Source organism: Bartonella sp. OC16QHHD (assembly GCF_042194035.1).
Classification (GTDB): Bacteria; Pseudomonadota; Alphaproteobacteria; order Rhizobiales; family Rhizobiaceae; genus Bartonella.
Genome location: NZ_JBHIMJ010000001.1, coordinates 73,545 through 91,926 on the forward strand (window position 1 = coordinate 73,545; position 18,382 = coordinate 91,926).

The 18,382-nt window shown below is 37.6% G+C and carries 12 protein-coding genes; 1 reads left to right on the forward strand and 11 read right to left on the reverse strand.

Annotated features, from left to right (window positions below):
- Nucleotides 1-60: 60 nt before the first annotated feature.
- Nucleotides 61-3,546 carry a carbamoyl-phosphate synthase large subunit gene (gene carB / locus ACFIK1_RS00335; protein ID WP_375636246.1) on the reverse strand — a complete coding sequence of 1,162 codons (3,486 nt, stop codon included), beginning with the start codon at nucleotides 3,544-3,546 and terminating at the stop codon, nucleotides 61-63.
- Nucleotides 3,547-3,713: 167 nt separating this feature from the next.
- Nucleotides 3,714-3,914: a hypothetical protein gene (locus ACFIK1_RS00340; RefSeq protein WP_375654985.1), complete on the reverse strand. Its 201-nt coding sequence runs from the start codon at nucleotides 3,912-3,914 to the stop codon at nucleotides 3,714-3,716.
- 447 nt (nucleotides 3,915-4,361) lie between these two features.
- On the opposite strand from ACFIK1_RS00340, the gene ACFIK1_RS00345 reads away from it, so the two are divergent.
- The gene (locus ACFIK1_RS00345) at nucleotides 4,362-4,883 is read left to right on the forward strand and encodes a methylated-DNA--[protein]-cysteine S-methyltransferase (RefSeq protein ID WP_375661806.1); all 522 of its coding nucleotides are present in this window, start codon (nucleotides 4,362-4,364) and stop codon (nucleotides 4,881-4,883) included.
- Here the strand turns inward: ACFIK1_RS00345 and ACFIK1_RS00350 are convergent.
- The 9 genes from ACFIK1_RS00350 to thiC form a co-directional block, all read right to left on the reverse strand.
- Nucleotides 4,880-7,201, reverse strand: a complete 2,322-nt coding sequence (locus ACFIK1_RS00350) for an ATP-binding protein (RefSeq protein WP_375661807.1) — start codon at nucleotides 7,199-7,201, stop codon at nucleotides 4,880-4,882. The genes ACFIK1_RS00345 and ACFIK1_RS00350 overlap by 4 nt on opposite strands.
- 286 nt (nucleotides 7,202-7,487) lie before the next feature.
- Nucleotides 7,488-10,115: an aminopeptidase N gene (pepN, locus tag ACFIK1_RS00355; RefSeq protein WP_375661808.1), complete on the reverse strand. Its 2,628-nt coding sequence runs from the start codon at nucleotides 10,113-10,115 to the stop codon at nucleotides 7,488-7,490.
- A gap of 73 nt (nucleotides 10,116-10,188) precedes the next feature.
- Nucleotides 10,189-11,028, reverse strand: a complete 840-nt coding sequence (locus tag ACFIK1_RS00360) for a uracil-DNA glycosylase family protein (RefSeq protein ID WP_375661809.1) — start codon at nucleotides 11,026-11,028, stop codon at nucleotides 10,189-10,191.
- Nucleotides 11,029-11,482: 454 nt separating this feature from the next.
- Complete coding sequence (locus ACFIK1_RS00365) at nucleotides 11,483-12,241, reverse strand: hydroxymethylpyrimidine/phosphomethylpyrimidine kinase (protein WP_375661810.1); 759 nt, start codon at nucleotides 12,239-12,241, stop codon at nucleotides 11,483-11,485.
- Nucleotides 12,232-12,837 carry a thiamine phosphate synthase gene (locus tag ACFIK1_RS00370; protein ID WP_375634178.1) on the reverse strand — a complete coding sequence of 202 codons (606 nt, stop codon included), beginning with the start codon at nucleotides 12,835-12,837 and terminating at the stop codon, nucleotides 12,232-12,234. Before ACFIK1_RS00370 ends, ACFIK1_RS00365 begins: the two co-directional genes overlap by 10 nt.
- Nucleotides 12,834-13,607 (reverse strand): thiazole synthase, encoded by a 774-nt coding sequence (locus ACFIK1_RS00375; protein ID WP_375617625.1) that lies wholly within the window; start codon nucleotides 13,605-13,607, stop codon nucleotides 12,834-12,836. The genes ACFIK1_RS00370 and ACFIK1_RS00375 overlap by 4 nt, the downstream gene beginning before the upstream one ends.
- A gap of 4 nt (nucleotides 13,608-13,611) precedes the next feature.
- Nucleotides 13,612-13,809, reverse strand: a complete 198-nt coding sequence (gene thiS / locus ACFIK1_RS00380; protein WP_273791115.1) for a sulfur carrier protein ThiS — start codon at nucleotides 13,807-13,809, stop codon at nucleotides 13,612-13,614.
- A gap of 3 nt (nucleotides 13,810-13,812) precedes the next feature.
- Nucleotides 13,813-14,763 (reverse strand): FAD-dependent oxidoreductase, encoded by a 951-nt coding sequence (locus tag ACFIK1_RS00385; protein ID WP_375642831.1) that lies wholly within the window; start codon nucleotides 14,761-14,763, stop codon nucleotides 13,813-13,815.
- Nucleotides 14,760-16,595 carry a phosphomethylpyrimidine synthase ThiC gene (gene thiC / locus ACFIK1_RS00390; protein WP_375661811.1) on the reverse strand — a complete coding sequence of 612 codons (1,836 nt, stop codon included), beginning with the start codon at nucleotides 16,593-16,595 and terminating at the stop codon, nucleotides 14,760-14,762. Before thiC ends, ACFIK1_RS00385 begins: the two co-directional genes overlap by 4 nt.
- Nucleotides 16,596-18,382 lie beyond the last annotated feature (1,787 nt).

Below are 18,382 nucleotides of genomic sequence, written 5' to 3' on the forward strand. Positions count from 1 at the left end.
CAATTTTTATATAAAGAAAAAATAAGAAAACAGTGTACATTTTGCTAAGTAGAAAAAAATTCAACTAAAATAACTTTGTAGTGAACGTACCTCAAGGTGCCTTTTTTTGAGTGCTTTGATCGCTTCTACGACGGCTTCGGCTCCAGATATTGTTGTATAATAGGGAACATTTTGCATGAGTGCTGCATAACGTAATGATTTTGAGTCTGAGATGGCACTGGCAGTGCTAGTTGTATTAAAAATCAATTGAATTTGGCGATTACGAATAGCATCTTCAATATGGGGGTGTCCCTCTAGAACTTTGTTGATTTTTTTTGCTTCAACGTGGTGTTCGGTGAGAAATTTTTGTGTTCCACTTGTGGCGACAACAGAAAAGCCAAGCTCAGTTAAACGTTTTACAGGATTTAAGATGCGTTTTTTATCTTCATCCCTTACAGAAACGAACAAAGTTCCCTCTTTAGGGAGTTTTACACCAGCTCCAAGTTGGGCTTTAGCAAAAGCAAGCGAAAATTCATAGTCAAGACCCATAACTTCACCGGTTGAGCGCATTTCTGGACCAAGAAGTGTATCAACACCTGAAAAACGAGCAAAAGGAAACACTGCTTCCTTGACAGCAATATGTTGTTTTTTCTGCAAAGAAGGTAATCCACCATAAGCTTGAAGAGCATCATGAAGCGTTTCTCCTGCCATAATACGTGCAGCCATTTTAGCAATAGGGCGACCAATCGTTTTTGCAACAAATGGGACAGTACGTGAAGCACGGGGATTGACTTCTAAGACATAAATGGTGTCATCTTTTATAGCATATTGTACATTCATTAAGCCGCGAACATGAAGTGCTTGTGCTAATGCTTTGGTTTGGCGCTCTAATTCAGTAACTATTTTATTTGAGAGCGTATGGACTGGTAAAGAACATGCTGAATCACCAGAGTGGATACCAGCTTCTTCAATGTGTTCCATAATACCAACGATTAGTGTTTCTTTGCCATCACATAGACAATCGACGTCTACTTCAATTGCTTCTGTTAAATAGGTATCAAAGAGAAGCGGATTTTTACCAAGCAATATATTGATTTGTCCTGTTGTGTCGTTAGGATAACGGACTTTGATATCTTCTGAAATTAATTCGGGGACACTCTCAAGTAAATAATTTTGTAAGCTACGTTCATCACGGATAATTTGCATAGCACGTCCTCCTAAAACATAAGAGGGACGTACAACCAAGGGGAAGCCTAGTTCGTGGGCAATGAGGCGTGCCTGTTCAATGGAGTGGGCAATACCATTTTTAGGTTGTGTTAAATTAAGTTTAAATAACAGTTTTTGAAAGCGATCTCTATCTTCTGCTAAGTCGATAGCGTCAGGTGAAGTACCTAGGATGGGGATGTTGTGTTTTTCTAGAGCGCTTGCCAATTTCAAGGGTGTTTGTCCGCCAAATTGGACGATGACTCCAACCAAATCTCCTTTTTCCTGTTCTGCTTCTAAAATAGCGATAACGTCTTCTGTTGTTAAAGATTCAAAGTAAAGGCGATCAGAGGTATCATAGTCGGTTGAAACTGTTTCAGGATTACAGTTAATCATAATCGCCTCAAATCCTGCATCACGCAGTGCAAAAGCAGCGTGGCAGCAACAGTAATCAAATTCAATACCTTGCCCAATGCGGTTTGGTCCACCGCCTAAAATAGCAATTTTTTTGCGTTCAGAAACGTGTGCTTCCGAGTGCTCTACACCTGCAAAGGGAACTTCATATGTTGAATACATATAGGCTGTAGGAGAAGAAAATTCAGCGGCACAAGTATCAATCCGTTTGAAGACGTGTTTAACATTCAGTGATTTGCGTAAAGCTGCGATATAATCGGGTTCTTTCCCTGTAAGGGAGGCTAATCGCGCATCTGAAAAGCCCATAGCTTTTAACATACGTAAGTTATCTGCGTCTTGGGGTAATCCATGAATGCGGATACGCTGCTCCATTTCAATGATGGAGGCTATTTGTTCTAAAAACCACGGATCAATTTTGCTAATTTGGTGAATCTCATTTAAGGGTAAGCCTGTGCGCATGGCTTGAGCAATATAGCGTAGACGATCAGGGCTTGGTATGGCAATGGCGGAGCGTATAGAACTTTTTTCATCACCTTCAGCATGCTCTGGAATCACAATTTCATCAAGACCCGTAAGCCCTGTTTCAAGTCCACGGAGTGCTTTTTGTAACGATTCTTGAAAAGTGCGTCCAATTGCCATGACTTCTCCTACAGATTTCATCGCAGTTGTGAGGACAGGTGATGAACCGGGAAATTTTTCGAACGCAAAACGAGGAATTTTTGTCACAATATAGTCAATAGAAGGCTCAAATGATGCTGGTGTTGCACCACCCGTGATATCATTTTTTAATTCATCAAGTGTATAACCAACAGCCAGTTTAGCCGCTACTTTAGCAATGGGAAACCCCGTTGCTTTTGAGGCAAGCGCTGAAGAGCGAGAAACACGCGGATTCATTTCAATAACAATGAGGCGCCCATTTTCAGGATTGACAGCAAACTGTACATTGGATCCCCCCGTTTCAACACCAATTTCACGCAAAACAGCAATCGAAGCATTACGCATACATTGATATTCTTTATCGGTTAAGGTGAGAGCAGGTGCTACAGTGATCGAATCACCGGTATGAATCCCCATCGGATCAATGTTTTCAATAGAACAAACGATGATACAATTGTCGTTCTTATCACGAACAACTTCCATCTCATATTCTTTCCACCCTAAAACACTTTCTTCAATTAATACTTCTGTTGTTGGTGAAGCTTCAAGCCCACGTTCAATAATTTCATAGAATTCAGAGCGGTTATAAGCGATTCCACCACCAGTTCCACCAAGGGTAAATGAAGGACGAATAATAGCTGGAAGCCCGACAACATCAAGAGCTTGAACTGCTTTTGCTGTTGCATGGGCGATATAATGTTGTTTGCGATCAGCTTCGGTATGTCGCCAGTTGCGCTCAAGTTCTTCGAGTGCTTTGTCAAGCGCAGCACCAGAAAGCTTTGCTTTAAGTTCAGCACACGTTTTTGCGTGTTGTTGGCGATTTTCTTCTTTCAGTTCTGTTGCATTGGCTAACATAGAGCGTGGCGTTTCCAAACCGATTTTTGCCATCGCTTGGCGGAATAAAGCACGATCTTCAGCTTTATCAATAGCATCAGCATTGGCTCCTATCATTTCAACATGATAGCGGTCTAAAATACCCATACGCTTTAATGATAAAGCAGTATTGAGGGCTGTTTGTCCTCCCATAGTGGGTAAAAGGGCATCGGGACGCTCGTGGGCAATAATTTTGGCAACTATTTCAGGAGTAATGGGCTCTATATAAGTTGCATCAGCTAGATCTGGATCTGTCATAATCGTGGCAGGATTAGAATTTACCAAAATAATTCGGTAACCTTCTTCTTTTAATGCTTTACAGGCTTGAGTGCCTGAATAATCAAATTCACATGCCTGACCAATGATAATAGGTCCTGCTCCAATGATAAGAATAGATTTTATATCTGTGCGTTTGGGCATGACTTTTTCCTATGACAAATATCTATGTGCGATTGTTGCGGGCAAAATATTTCAGTTCTGAGGCTACAATCATTTTATAAGTTAAGTGACAAAGAAAGTAAGCATTAAAATACCTTTTCCATGCTTTTTTTCATAAAATTGAAGATAAATTTCTTTTTTGAGTTGAGTCATCTCATCAGTCTATCAAAAGTATGACCTTTGATAAAAAAATAATAACAGTGCTCCAACAAATTAGAATATTCAAGCATACGTGGAGCATAAAAAGCCAGAACATCTTTCCAATCCATTGCCTGCATATTTTGTGTTTTATGACGTTTTTTGCCTAAGAGAGCACGCGCTTTTTCTGTTGCTTGTAAGACATAAGCCATTATTTATGGTTCAATGGGATTTCGTAAAATGAAATAGAAAGCTTATCGTGTTGTTCCGTAAAATACTGCCGTTTAGAGCTGTGATATAAGGTATGAAAATTTACCACATTAAGGTGTTTTTTGTTAGAGTGTATGATAGAATTCAGGACAGGATTTGTCTGTAGAGAGCTTATGAAATAAACCATATAAAATGGTTTCAGTTGGAATCTGTTATATAAAAAGCAAGATTGTTGATAGATCGGCTCTGGTCGAAGTTTCCGTTTTAGGGTAGGAAGACAGTCAATCTATGTATCTTTCCATTTCATAAAAGGGTGAGAGTGTATTTTAATACAATGGCTAAGGATATAATTTCAGAATGATTTTGTTTGTTTTTAAAAGATAGTGAATACTCTCCTTTTACTTTATTGATGATGTTCAAGACTTATTTAAAATATAAAGAAGGCTAAAATGCTGAACATTTCCCAAACGAGATTCTGTTTGAAAGATGTATCAATAGGAAAGCTTTTGGTGGCTAGGTCTCAAAAAGGGATTTGTCATATAGCGTTAGGAGACACTATAGAGCAATTATTACAGGAGTTTACGATACGCTTTGGTGATGCACAACAAGTTGTAGGTGACAATACATTTAAGAGAGAAGTTGCCCATATTATAGCCATGATAGAAACACCTAAGCTGGTAAGAAAATATAATTTTCCCTTAGATATAAATGGTACAGTTTTTCAACGACAAGTATGGGCAGTATTATGTGATATACCATGTGGTGAAACAATTTCCTATGAGATCTTAGCGTGCCGTATTGGTATGCCGAAAGCTTTTCGTGCCGTTGCTAATGCCTGTGCACGTAACGAATTGGCTGTTATCATTCCTTGTCATCGTGTTGTGCGTAAAAATGGTTTTATTTCAGGGTATCGTTGGGGGGACAAACGGAAACAGATTTTACTACAACGAGAACAAAATGGAGAAATTTAACTTTGTGTGATGGGCATTATAATCGTTACAGTTGTTCCTTTCATTTCTTTTGAAGTAATTTCAAGTTTTCCTTTGTGGAGTTCTAGCAAGGAGCGTGAAATGGCTAAGCCAAGACCTGAGCCCGTATGAGATTTAGTAAGCTGATTTTCAACTTGTTCAAAAGGTTGCCCAAGTTTTTTAATTGCTGATTGGGGAATACCAACACCTGTATCTGTAATTTTAAAAATAAGATTATTTTTTTTCTTGAAAGCGCAGACATCAATATTTCCACCAGAAGGCGTAAATTTAACGGCATTAGAGATGAGATTAAGGAAAATCTGTTTCATTGCACGACCATCAACTTCAGCATGAAGTTCTGGGGTAATGTTTGTTGTAACAACAATATTTTTTTCTTGAGCTTGAGGCGTTAATGTTCGTACTGCTTCACTAATGATGGGCTCAAGATCGGTATTTTTACAATCAAGCGTAAATCTTCCTGCTTCGATTTTTGACATATCAAGGATGTCATTGATAAGGGTTAGAAGATGGGTTCCTGAATTGTAAATATCATGCATATATTCCTTATAGCGTTGTGAACCAAGAGGACCAAAAGTTGATTGCAACATGATGTCTGAAAAACCAAGAATAGCATTCAGAGGCGTGCGCAATTCATGAGACATATTGGCTAAAAATTCTGATTTAGCCTTATTAGCACTTTCGGCGCGTTCTTTTTCTGCTTTCAAACTTTTATTAAGTTTTTCAACTTCTGTCGCGCGTTGTTGAGCACTCCCTCGCGCGCGCTTGAGTTCTTGAATGAAAGAAAAAAGACGCCTTTCACTGTCTTCAAATTTTTCCTGTTGTTGTTTAAGCTCAGAAATGTCAGTACCAATACAAACCAATCCTCCATCTTGGGTTCGTCGTTCGTTAATTTTGAGCCAACAACCATCTGCCGTTTGGCGAATACTGGTTAAGTTACCAGTACCATCATCTTTAAGGGGATATTCACTGAGTGCAGGGCGTGCCATGGCTTCGACGGTTGCACGTTGGATACCTGATTGTAGAATTTGTTTAGGAATAGCGGCATATTCGCAAAATTTGCTGTTGGACATGACTAAACGTCCTTCAGCATCCCACAAGACGAAAGATTCTGAAATGTTTTCAATCGCATCACGGATACGAAGGTCGGCTTGCGCCGTTTGTTCAGCCAATTGTTGCTGTTCACTAATATCGAAGGAAATACCAACCAAATGGGGTTCTTCTTCTTCAGTCACTTCGGCACGAATGCGCATCCATACATAATGACCATCAGCATGACGCATAGGAACGTTAATATCGATATGCTTTTTTTTACCGCTCATTAATTCCTGAGCAAGGTCAAAAAAATTCGCATCATTTGGATTGATAATGGCGCTAATTTGGGAAATTGAGAGCAATGCATCTTGAGGGACATAGCCGAGCATTTCGTACATTGCTTGTGACCAGTAGACGCGTCCACTTGCCATATTCCAATCCCATAGTCCACAGCGTCCACGCATCATTGCCATATCAATACGGTTTTGAATTTTTTCTGAAACAAGATCTGTTTTGCGTGCTCGTACAATTTGGTTATAATAAGCATAAAGAAGAGCGAGGATAACGCCACTAGTTCCAATGAACATGGTTATATTTAACGAGAGAGCTTTCCGCCATTCCATGTAAATATGTTGCATTTTTTCACTGATGAATACCCCATATTGTCCATTTTCTGTTTGCTGAAAGGAAGCAAGAGCAGGAATATCTTTTCCTATTGTAATTTTCATGATTCCAGCATGTTTTCCTAGAGCTTGTAAAGTAATGCTTTCAGAGGTAAAATCCTGTAAGGGTTTTCCTAAGACAATCTCGGAACTTGATGAAGCTAGGACATTGCCTTTTTGATCGACAATAGCAATAACAGCGCTGGTTTTTATAAAACCTTTGTTACGAAAATTGGTTAGGATATTTTGTAAATGATTATGAGAAAGAGCAGCAGCTTTTCCTTGTCGAGTGGCGGCAAGTAAGTCACGGTCGATTGTATTGGTAATATGAGAAGCTAAGAGAGTGATGGTAGAATGCGTGTTTTTATCAATTGTGTTGCGCCAATCATAGATTGATAGGAAACGGATTGCTGCTAGTATAACAAGAAATGCAAGAATTACAAATGGGAGTGAACGTCGCAGCCAAGGTTCAATAAAAAGAAGTTTTTTATAGGCAGAACCAGAAAATAGATTGGTACGCTCTGTCCGCTCCTTGCGACTTTGAGCGCTTGATTTTGAATCAGCATACACCTCCCTTGGCGCATTATATGCGTCCAATTTAGCCATCTCGCGTTCCTTTAATTCTGGAATAATGTGATTTAAAAACTGCTTCGATATTCATAGTAACCCCATCGAGTGCAATGAATCAAAACAGGAGTCTTCTGTCCAGTCTTTTTTTTAAAAAAAATAATTTTACTTTTATGATTTTGGAATATGAAAAGAAAAAAGTACTTTAAACGTGATCTATAAACAGGCTTAGATTGCCTGTTTATAGATTTAATGATGATCGAATAGTTTATAGAATTTATTTTAAAAAATATTATAGCATATTGATTTAAAATATTTTTTTGTTTCAAGTGAGCAGACGGTTGATGATATCAGCAACATCGCTTGATAATTTTGGCGCAGCAGCAATCATTTTTAATTCAGTTTCAAGTTTTTGTTGTCGAATAGGTTCTAATTGTCGCCAAGAGCGCATCATTGTTAATAATCGTGAAGCAAGCTGTGGATTTTTTTTGTCAATTTCCAAAATGACTTGGCAAAGAAAATGATAAGATGCTCCATCCATCCTATTAAAGCCCGTGAGATTGTTAGAGGCAAAAACACCGATTAGGGAACGTACACGATTAGGATTATCTTGTGAAAACAGCGGATGTTGCATAAGCTTTTGAACATTCTCGAGTGTTGATGTGCTAGCAACCATTGCTTGAATAGAAAACCATTTATCCATGACCAAAGGGTCATGCCGATAGCGGTTTTCAAAATCATTTAAGGAATTTTGTGCCTGCTCACTTTCATTAAAACGCTTCACGAGAACAGCGATACTCGCCATACGGTCAGTCATATTATCAGCTGTTGCATACTGTATAGCAGCTCGATTTGGATTGGCTTCAGCAATGGAAAGGTAATCCAGTATGATATTCTTTAATGCTCGCTTTCCAGCTTGTGCAGTGTTTGGTGAATAGGGCTCTTGGGTTTGCATTTGTCCATAGAATTTTGTTAAGAGCTCTTGATGAGTTTGTGCAAGTGAAGCTAAAAACTGATGGCGGACATAATGAATACGATCTGGATCAATATTTTTACCGATTGTATGAGCAAGCTCAACTTCACTAGGTAAATTTAAACAGAAGGCACGAAATTCAGGCTCTAAGGTTTCATCTGTTATGATCGTTTCAATCAGCTTTAGCAAAGCAGAAGGGAGTGTTGCTTTTTCTTGTGTTTTATCTTGAATGCTGTGAATCAAAGCTTGCGTCATTAAATGATTAAGAGATTGCCAGCGATTGATGTGATTGTCATCATGTTGTGCAAGAAAAATAAGTTCTCTTTCATTGAATGGAGTGTGTAGAATGATTGGTGCTGAAAAGTCTCGCAGCAGTGATAAAACGGGTTTTTCACGCAGTCCCTTTAATGTAAACGTTTGGCTTTCCTTGGATAAAAGCATAACATTTGATTGAATATCTGTATCTGCTTCATAGGTGAGGTTTTCTCCGTTAGATCCTAACAAGCCAAATACGATAGGGATAAGCATAGGCTTTTTTGTATTTTGTTGTGGGGTTGCGGGAATATGTTGCTTTGTATGAATTGTTAAAACACCATCGCTATAATGACTATCGATTTCTACATTGGGTGTTCCTGCTTGTTCATACCATAGCATGAATTGGGAGAAGTCTTGACCAGACACTTCAGCAAAACAGGTAATAAAATCTTCAATTGTACAAGCTTGTCCATCATGACGTTGAAAATAAAGATCAGTGCCTTTACGAAACAGAGTAGGACCTAAAATAGTTCGTATCATGCGAACAACTTCAGCACCTTTTTCATAAACAGTTGTGGTGTAAAAATTATTAATTTGGCTATATTGACGAGGACGTACAGGATGCGCAAGAGGTCCTGCGTCTTCTGCAAATTGCGTCGCTTTTAATGCTTTTACATTTTCAATTCGCTGTAGGCTGCGTACATTTTGATCTGATGAAAATTCCTGATCACGATAAACAGTGAATCCTTCTTTTAAACAGAGTTGAAACCAATCGCGACAGGTAACACGATTACCGCTCCAATTATGGAAATATTCATGTGCAATGACACGTTCAACATTTCTATAATCCTGATCGGTTGCTGTTTCAGGATCGACAAGAACATATTTATCATTAAAAACGTTAAGGCCTTTGTTTTCCATTGCTCCCATGTTAAAGTCGGACACAGCAACAATATTGAAAACATCAAGATCATATTCGCGCCCAAAACATTGTTCATCCCAACGCATGGAACGTTTAAGAGCATCCATTGCATAGGTTGCGCGTTTGGTTTTTCCTTTTTCTACATAGATACCAAGCTCAATACGTCGTCCAGATACAGTTGTAAAATGGTCTTCTAACTTATCAAGATCTCCACCTACTAAAGCAAAGAGATAAGATGGTTTGGGATAAGGATCTTCCCAAATGGCAAAATGGCGATTATTCTCTAAAGTTCCTGTTTCCACCAGATTACCATTTGAAAGCAAGATTGGGATTGTTTGGGTATCTGCTTCAATTTTCACTCTATAGGTAGAAAGAACATCTGGGCGGTCGTAAAAATAAGTAATACGACGAAAACCTTCCGATTCGCATTGTGAGCAATAAACACCATTTGAAAGATAAAGCCCCATAAGTTGGCGGTTGCTTTCAGGATTCAGTTCCGTAACCAATTTCAATGTAAAAGGAGCCGGTGGTGGCGTTGTAATTTCTAAACGTGAAGGCGTCACTTTATAAGTGTTTGGGGCTAATATCTCATCATTAATAGAAACGGAAATTAAAGTAAGATCATCACCAGAAAGAACAAGAGGTGTTAATTCTTTTGTATCGTGACGGGATTCAATAGACAATATGACTGTAACATAGGTTTTTGTCGGTGCCAATTGGAAAGAAAGTTGTGTTTTAGGGATAACGTAAGGGGTTGGTTGGTAGTCTTCCAAACGATAAATAGATGTTATTGGCTGTTTCATAGTTTTTTCCCATTTTTATTTTAAGGGTTAAAGAAGGGTGTTTTAATTTTAGAAGCAAGATAGGATTAAAGAATTACAAAAGGCTGTCGAGGCGATTTTTTACTTCTAAGAAGTCTATCCATGTAAGCTTCTTTTGACTAGGGGTTCTAAGAAGGTAAGCTGGGTGGAAAGTTGGCATAACAGGTATTTTTATATTATCCTCGCTTTCATAGATATGCCATTTCCCTCTTGTTCGGATAATCCCATTTTGAGATCCAGTAAGAAACTGTGCAGCAACGCCTCCCAGTGCTATAAGAACACGAGGACGCGCTAAATAAATGTGCCGTTCAATAAAAGGGCGGCACAAGGCAACTTCTCTTGGTGTTGGTGTACGATTTCCTGGTGGACGCCAAGGAATAGTGTTGGCAATGTAAACATTATTTCTTGTTAAGCCAATTGATGCGAGGATTTTATTAAGCAACATCCCAGCTTTTCCCACAAAAGGAATTCCTTGTATATCCTCGTCTCGTCCTGGTGCTTCGCCTATAAGCATCAGGGGGCTTCCTGCTGTTCCATCTGAAAAACAGGTATTTTTTGCTGTCAATTTTAATGAACAGCCATTAAATGCAAGGAGAGCAGATTTTAATTCATCAAGTGTCTTTGCACTTTTTGCACTCTCTATAGCTGTGGATTCATTTTGTATAGTCCTAGAGTTATGCAGCTGATGATGATCTAATTTTACGGTTGGAGATGTTTTGGGAGATGCTTGTTGATTATGAGAAATGTTAACAACAGGCGTTAATTTTCTCTCTGAACAAGCAGACTGCTTAAAACGATCAATAGGAAAATCTGTCAGAACGACATCCGCACCACTTTCTTTATAAAAGTTTAAGAGTTCTTCATAGGAAATTGAGCAAGGCGTTTGATTTAACATTTTACTTTTTCTAATGATCTAGCGATTATAGATCAAACAAAATTATCCTTCAAGTTTTATTAAATGTATTCGCTAGCCATTAATGTATAAGAACGCTGATAGGATTCTCTCTTTTCACAAAAAAGGCAAATCGTAAAATGCGAGTGTTCGCGATTATATGCATCTTTAAATGTATAATTTGTTTAAATTGCGCTATTTCAACTTCAACTTTTTAAACAGACTAAACGCACTCATAATAAAAGAATTTTTTACTGAATGCAAGTGGTGTGATAATATTTTTTATCATTATATTCTATATTTAATACTTAATGAAAGTGAATTTTTTAGTATTTTATTTATAAAATTAAGTATAAATTTTATATTATTATATTTTTTTAATAACTTTTATTAAAAATATTAAATATATTAATTGAAATATATAAATATTACTTTTATATAAGAAAATACTAAGACGTTATAAACTATTTTTATAATGGGTTAAAAGCAATGTGTGGATATATGCTTTTGCTTTTTTTACAGCTGAAATGAGAGGTTCATTTAATGCTAAATGCGCTGCAATAGCGCTTGAGAGAATGCAACCTGTTCCTCGCATTGTTCCTTTTAAACGTGGAGTAGAGATATTTATGACTTCAGTTTTGTCAATGAAGCTATCAATTGCAAGAGGACCTTCTGCATGTCCCCCTTTTACTAAAATAGAGCGAGCTCCCAATGACAAAAGTTTTTTTGCTTGTTGTATTGCTTGCTTATCATGAGATGCCAATGGACTTTGGCTAAGAAGAGCGAGTTCTTCTCTATTCGGTGTTAAAAGATCAACATGAGGAAGCAGTTTATCGATCATAGTGTCGATGATTGTTTCCGTTATTAGTTTTCCTCCTGATGAAGCGACAAGTACAGGGTCCAAAATAACTGGAACATGGGGATAGTCTTTGAGTACGTTACAGATTGCTGCTATAATTGCTTTTGTCCCCGTCATACCGATTTTTATTGCGCTTATTGGATTTGCTTCTAGGGCAGCACGCATTTGCGCAGCGACGATGTCTCCACGCATTGGAATGATTTCGACAACGCGATTATCATCTTGTACGTTAACACAAGTAATTGCTAAATTTGCTTTTATTTGAAAATGCGCAGTGGTTTCTATATCACGAACAATACCAGCACCTCCTGTTGGATCAGTGCCCGCAACAATAAGAATGGAAGGTATCAACGCCATGTTTGTGTCACTTTTATCCACTGCTGTACACGTTCTTCAGGTTTTTTATGGAGGATAATATCAGTCACAACAGCAGCACTATTTGCTCCTGCTTTTAAAACACCAACTGCGCGTTCTGGTGTTAAACCACCAATACCCACCAAAGGTAAAGCACCAATCCGCTTTCTCCATTGTTTGATTTTCTCTAGTCCTTGCGGCATCCATTTCATTTTTTTTAAGATTGTCGGATAAATAGGACCAAGTGCAATATACTCAGGATTAGCAGAGAGTGCGGTATCCAATTCATATTCATCATGTGTACTAAGACCAACTTTTATACCACTTTTACGAATTGCGTGAAGATCAGCATTGCTCAGGTCTTCTTGTCCCAGATGAATAAAATTACACTTTTCATCAATTGCTATTTCCCAATGATCATTAATAATTAATTGTGCTCCCAATTTATTGCATATGTTTTTTGCACGCTTAATATGTTGACGGATTATTTGTTGATTTTCATGTTTCATACGCAATTGTACGAGCTTGATACCAAGAGGAAGCAAACGTTCAATCCAATCAGCGTTATCAACGATGAGGTAAAATGGATCCAGTTTCATGAAAATACCGCTTTTCCAATGATTGGTGTTGAAGGGACTGCTACATTGCGTGCTTCGATCATGCCAGCTTTATATCCCATACGTCCTGCTTGAACAGCTTTAGAAAATGCTTCAGCCATTAAGACAGGATCAGCTGCTTTAGCAACTGCGGTATTAAGCAGTACTGCATCATAACCTAGTTCCATCGCAATGGCGGCATGTGATGGGCGTCCAATGCCGGCATCAATAACAAGAGTAGCATCAGGAAGGTAAGCACGGATAGAACGCAATCCATCAGTATTATGAGGTCCTTTGGCAGAACCAATAGGAGCACACCAAGGCATAATAACACGGCAACCAATGTCGAAAAGTTTTTCAGCAACAATGAGATCATCCGTTGTATAGGCAAAAATTTTGAAACCTTCATTGTTTAAAATTTGAGCAGCTTCGATTAAGGAAAAAATATTTGGCTGTAAGGTGTCTGAATTACCGATAATTTCGAGTTTAATCCAAGCTGTTTTAAAAAGATCTCTTGCTAATTGCGCTGTGGTTACGGCTTCTTTAACAGTATAACAACCAGCAGTATTAGGAAGCACTGTTACCCCAAGATCTTGAAGAAATTGCCAAAATTGTCCGCCTTGTTTTCCTCCTGCAGTTTCACGGCGCAAGGAAACAGTTACAATTTCCGTATTCGATTTATGAATAGCATCACGAAGGATTGCTGGTGAAGGATATTGCGCTGTACCTAATAGAAGACGGGAAGAGAATTGTCGTCCATAAAGATTCAGCATAATTTTAGCCTCCTTGCATTGGGCTTAAAATTTCAATTTTATCTCCTTCATGCAAGACAAATTGGCTTCGTGCATCTATAGGAACAACTTCAGCGTTAACAGCAGTTGCAAGCCAATTCCCTTCATACCCCAATTCTTCAAGCAAGAGACCGAGAGTCATAACTTCTGTTTGGACTGTTTCACCATTAACAAATATTTGCATGCTTTATTCCAATGCCAATTTCATTGCTCGTTTTGCCATTTCTGGAGACAACAGAAAACCATGTCTATAAAATCCATTAATAGAAATAAAGTTACCATCTTTATGCACAGAAGGGAAGTTATTAGGATAACATGGACGAACACCAACGCCAGATTCAATAATTTCTGCTTCAGCAAAAGCAGGATGTAAAGTATAAGCCGCGTTGAGCAGTTCCATCATTGATCTTACAGAGATTGCACCATCAAAGTCACTTTCAATCATCGTTGCACCAATCATAAAAATATTATCTTGTCGAGGTACAATGTAAAGAGGAAACCGTGGGTGAAGAAGACGAATTGGACGCGAAATTTTAATATCGGTGCAGCGCACGAGAAGCATTTCACCGCGTACGCCCCGTATATTTTTATCTTTTCCTAAACGTGCTATTCCTGTCGCATCAATAACAATATCAAAATTTTTTTCAGCCTTCTCTACATCAACAAAACAGGCTCCATTGTTGAGAAGCTTTTCTTTTAAAGCCATAAGTGCTTTGCGAGGGTCAATATGGGCTTCATTTTCATAAAAGAGTGCACAGTTAAAACGTTCAGCAAGATCTGGTTCAAGATGAGCTATTTCTGTATTATCTATGGTTTTGTGATTATGCGTACGCACAGAAAATCGTTCAAGCTCTCCTCTATCTCGTGTAGGTGCAACCACTAAAGTGCCTTTTTGTATGACAAGGTTGGGGAGCGTTTTACGCCACCATTGTATAGCTTGTACACCAAGATCTTCAACAATTTGTTCTGCACTTTCTCTTTCACAGTAAGGTGCGAGCATTCCTCCTGCATACCAACTAGCACTTCCTATAGGTGAATGAGGGGGGGCTGATACAGTAACAGAAGCACCTTTTTGCTTTAACATAAAGGCAGCTGTTAAGCCGCCTACACCTGCACCTTTGATAAGAATGTTCTTCAACTATTTACTTTCTTTTTTTGAGGAGGAACAATTTCCATATAAAGGTCACCATTTTTCTGATATTTTTCGGCCATGGCGATCATACCTTCCCCTTTTGTTTTTCTTATTGCTGCTGCCTCACGAATATCATGGGAAATACGCATAGAACAGAATTTTGGTCCACACATGGAACAAAAATGCACCAATTTATGGGCTTCTTTAGGCATTGTCTCATCATGAAAGGCACAGGCTGTTTCTGGATCAAGAGAAAGGTTAAATTGATCATGCCATCTAAAATCAAATCGTGCACGCGAAAGAGCATTATCGCGCAATTGTGCTCTAGGTAAACCTTTAGCGAGGTCAGCGGCATGAGCAGCAATTTTATAAGTGATCACACCAGTTTTTACGTCATTCCTATCGGGGAGTCCTAGGTGTTCTTTAGGTGTTACATAACACAACATAGCAGTTCCAAACCATCCAATCATAGCGGCACCAATTGCTGATGTAATATGGTCATAACCAGGAGCAATGTCCGTTGTAAGAGGCCCCAAAGTATAAAAAGGCGCCTCATGACAAAGATCTAATTGTTGCTCCATATTTTCTTTAATTTTATGCATTGGGACATGCCCAGGACCTTCAATCATAACCTGTACATCTTTTTTCCAAGCAATTTTTGTCAATTCTCCCAAAGTTTTAAGCTCTGCAAATTGGGCTTCATCATTGGCATCGGCAATAGAGCCAGGGCGTAATCCATCTCCTAATGAAAGAGAGATATCATATGTTTTTGCAATATCACAAATTTCATCAAAATGTTCATAGAGAAAGCTTTCTTTGTGATGATGGAGACACCATTTTGCCATAATAGAACCGCCTCGTGAAACAATACCTGTTACACGATCAATGGTCATAGGAATAAATGATAATCTTAATCCTGCATGAATGGTAAAATAATCAACACCTTGCTCTGCTTGCTCAATAAGGGTATCACGGAAAATATCCCATGTTAAATTTTCGGCAATACCCTGTACTTTTTCGAGTGCTTGATAAAGAGGAACTGTTCCGATGGGCACAGGAGAATTTCGGATAATCCATTCACGAATATTGTGAATATTTCGTCCTGTAGAAAGATCCATAACTGTATCTGCTCCCCAGCGAATGGCCCAAACCATTTTATCAACTTCTTCTTCCATAGATGACGTTACTGCTGAATTGCCAATATTGGCATTAATTTTAACACGGAAATTACGCCCAATAATCATGGGTTCGCACTCTGGATGATTAATGTTTTGTGGAATAATGGCGCGTCCACAAGCAATTTCATTGCGAACAAATTCCGCAGTATAAATTTCTGGTATTGCTCCAGCAAATGTTTCATTTGATGGTACATTCTGCCGTTCTTTTACTACTAATCCTTCATTTTCTCGTATAGCTACATATTCCATTTCTTCGGTAATAATGCCTGCGCGTGCGTAAGCTATTTGTGTAATTGCTTTGCCATTTTTTGCTCGTAAAATAGAACGTTTTTGCTTAAAGGCTGGTGTAAGGTTTTTATCAGAAGTCAATCCATTATCTTCAGGTTTAACTAATCGTGCAGGATAAGTTTCAGTATCATCCCGCTTAGAGAGCCAAGGCAAGCTAATTGCTGGCAGGCCTTTTGTAATATCAATGATCATATCTTTATCTGTGTAGGGGCCAGAAGTATCGTAGACGTTTAAAGGTTTTTCACCACTGCCATCAGCCAGTGAAATTTCACGCAATGGTACGCGCACATCAGAAAAGAGAAGGCTCTGTTGATAAATTTTGCGTGAAGCGGGAAAGGGGCTACAACTGATTGATGGAGTATTTTTCTGCACAAACTTTTTCCTTATAGACACGGAGTTCAAAAATAGGTTACGATGTTAATGGAGATGTATTCAAATTATCAATCACGAGCATTCAGATGAATAGGGATAGTATTGCTTTGTAGCAAAGAAAACCCAATACAGCTCAAGAAAAGTTATTTTGAAAAACTGATACAATATCTATTCTAATATTTGCATGCCTCCTCCCACTTGAAGTATTTTTTTTAATACGAATATGGTTGGCTTAAATATCTATATTGTCAATCATAAAAATATATTTTAAACGATTTTGGTGTGTTTTTAAGAGTGAAAATAGATATTATGAAGTGATAAACTATGATATTGAAGCTTTTATAAACCAGAATAAAGTTAAAAACGGATTATCAGGGAAAAGTAGATAGTTTATGGCTCTGATTGAGATTTTTTTCATATTAAAATAATAACTCAGAATACCATAAGATCCTCTCATCATATATCTTTTCATATAAAAACACTTCCTTGCACGTCATAAGTGGGAGCGTATGGGGCAAAACACTTGAAGAAAGGAAGCCAAATGATATTTAATGAACATTCTAAGATGTGAGGCTGTCAAAACGTGGGGGACAACAAAATGTATGATGGATTCCACTTGTATCTTCAAAAGCTTAAAGCTGATGATCTATAATGGCTTGCTATTGTATCATTGACGTGCGCTGTCATAAAATGAAAGGAGTATATTTTGAGCAATATTTCTTAAAAAGTGCGTAATATGCAATATCATTATATTTTGTTTGGGGTACTTTATTCTTTATGAGGGGGATGTTCCCATTAAGAATGCGATAAACAAAAGCGTGAAACAATACCTAATCTTTATTATAAAAATAATATTGCCTTGAATTAAGAAGAACACCAATAATTGCAAGATGTTGTTTAGAATGATTTATTGTTCTTGCAAAAAAAATATACATATAATAATATATAGAGCGAGATGTGTTAACTGTGGGAGGGGAAAAGCTGGTTATGGGGCGTTTAAAAAACAAGGATATTGTTCATAAAAATTGGGGGAGAGGCTAGGTTATGCTTTTTAATTTTTTCCGGATCGGATACAACCTTCAAATTTTGTGAAGGTGTGTGATATTTAATATTTCAAGGTATTTTATTTCCAGTTTAATGAAAATGTGGAGCAAATGTCCATATTGAATATATTCTCTGTGATACATTTAGATTGAACAAAAGCTTATTCAAAAAAACATTGGTGCTAATCTTGTGACACAATTTCAGAAATCAATTGAATAAAATAGAACAAACTATCTGCATGTGAATAAAAACATAATGAAGCATGCAAAAAATTTGAAGCTAATTTTTAAAGTTTTAATACAAATGATAGCCAAAAGATAGAATTTCTTTGTTTAAAATATATGGTATAAAATATCGACGAGATAGATTTAAACTATTGAAAAAAATAAAAAAAGATAATGTTTAAGTCAGAAACTTTCTATGTGGATGATAAGTTATTACATTCAGTAATGGTTATATGAAATCCATAATAAGGAAAAATTTGAATAGTATTTATAAATTTTGCAACAAGATGCAAGATTTGAAAAATAATTATATAACAACAGCAAAGCAACAAAACAAGATATTAAGTAACATCAGATGAGGTGGTTACATTATACATTAGAAGAGAAAGCATTAATACTAATGTTATGAAAAGCGTCTGGTGAATTTAGGTTATAAAATTGGAAGGAGTGAAGAGAGATAAAATGCGTAAATAAGGATGGTGCAGTGGTTATGATGTACCAATAAACAGCGGCAGCACA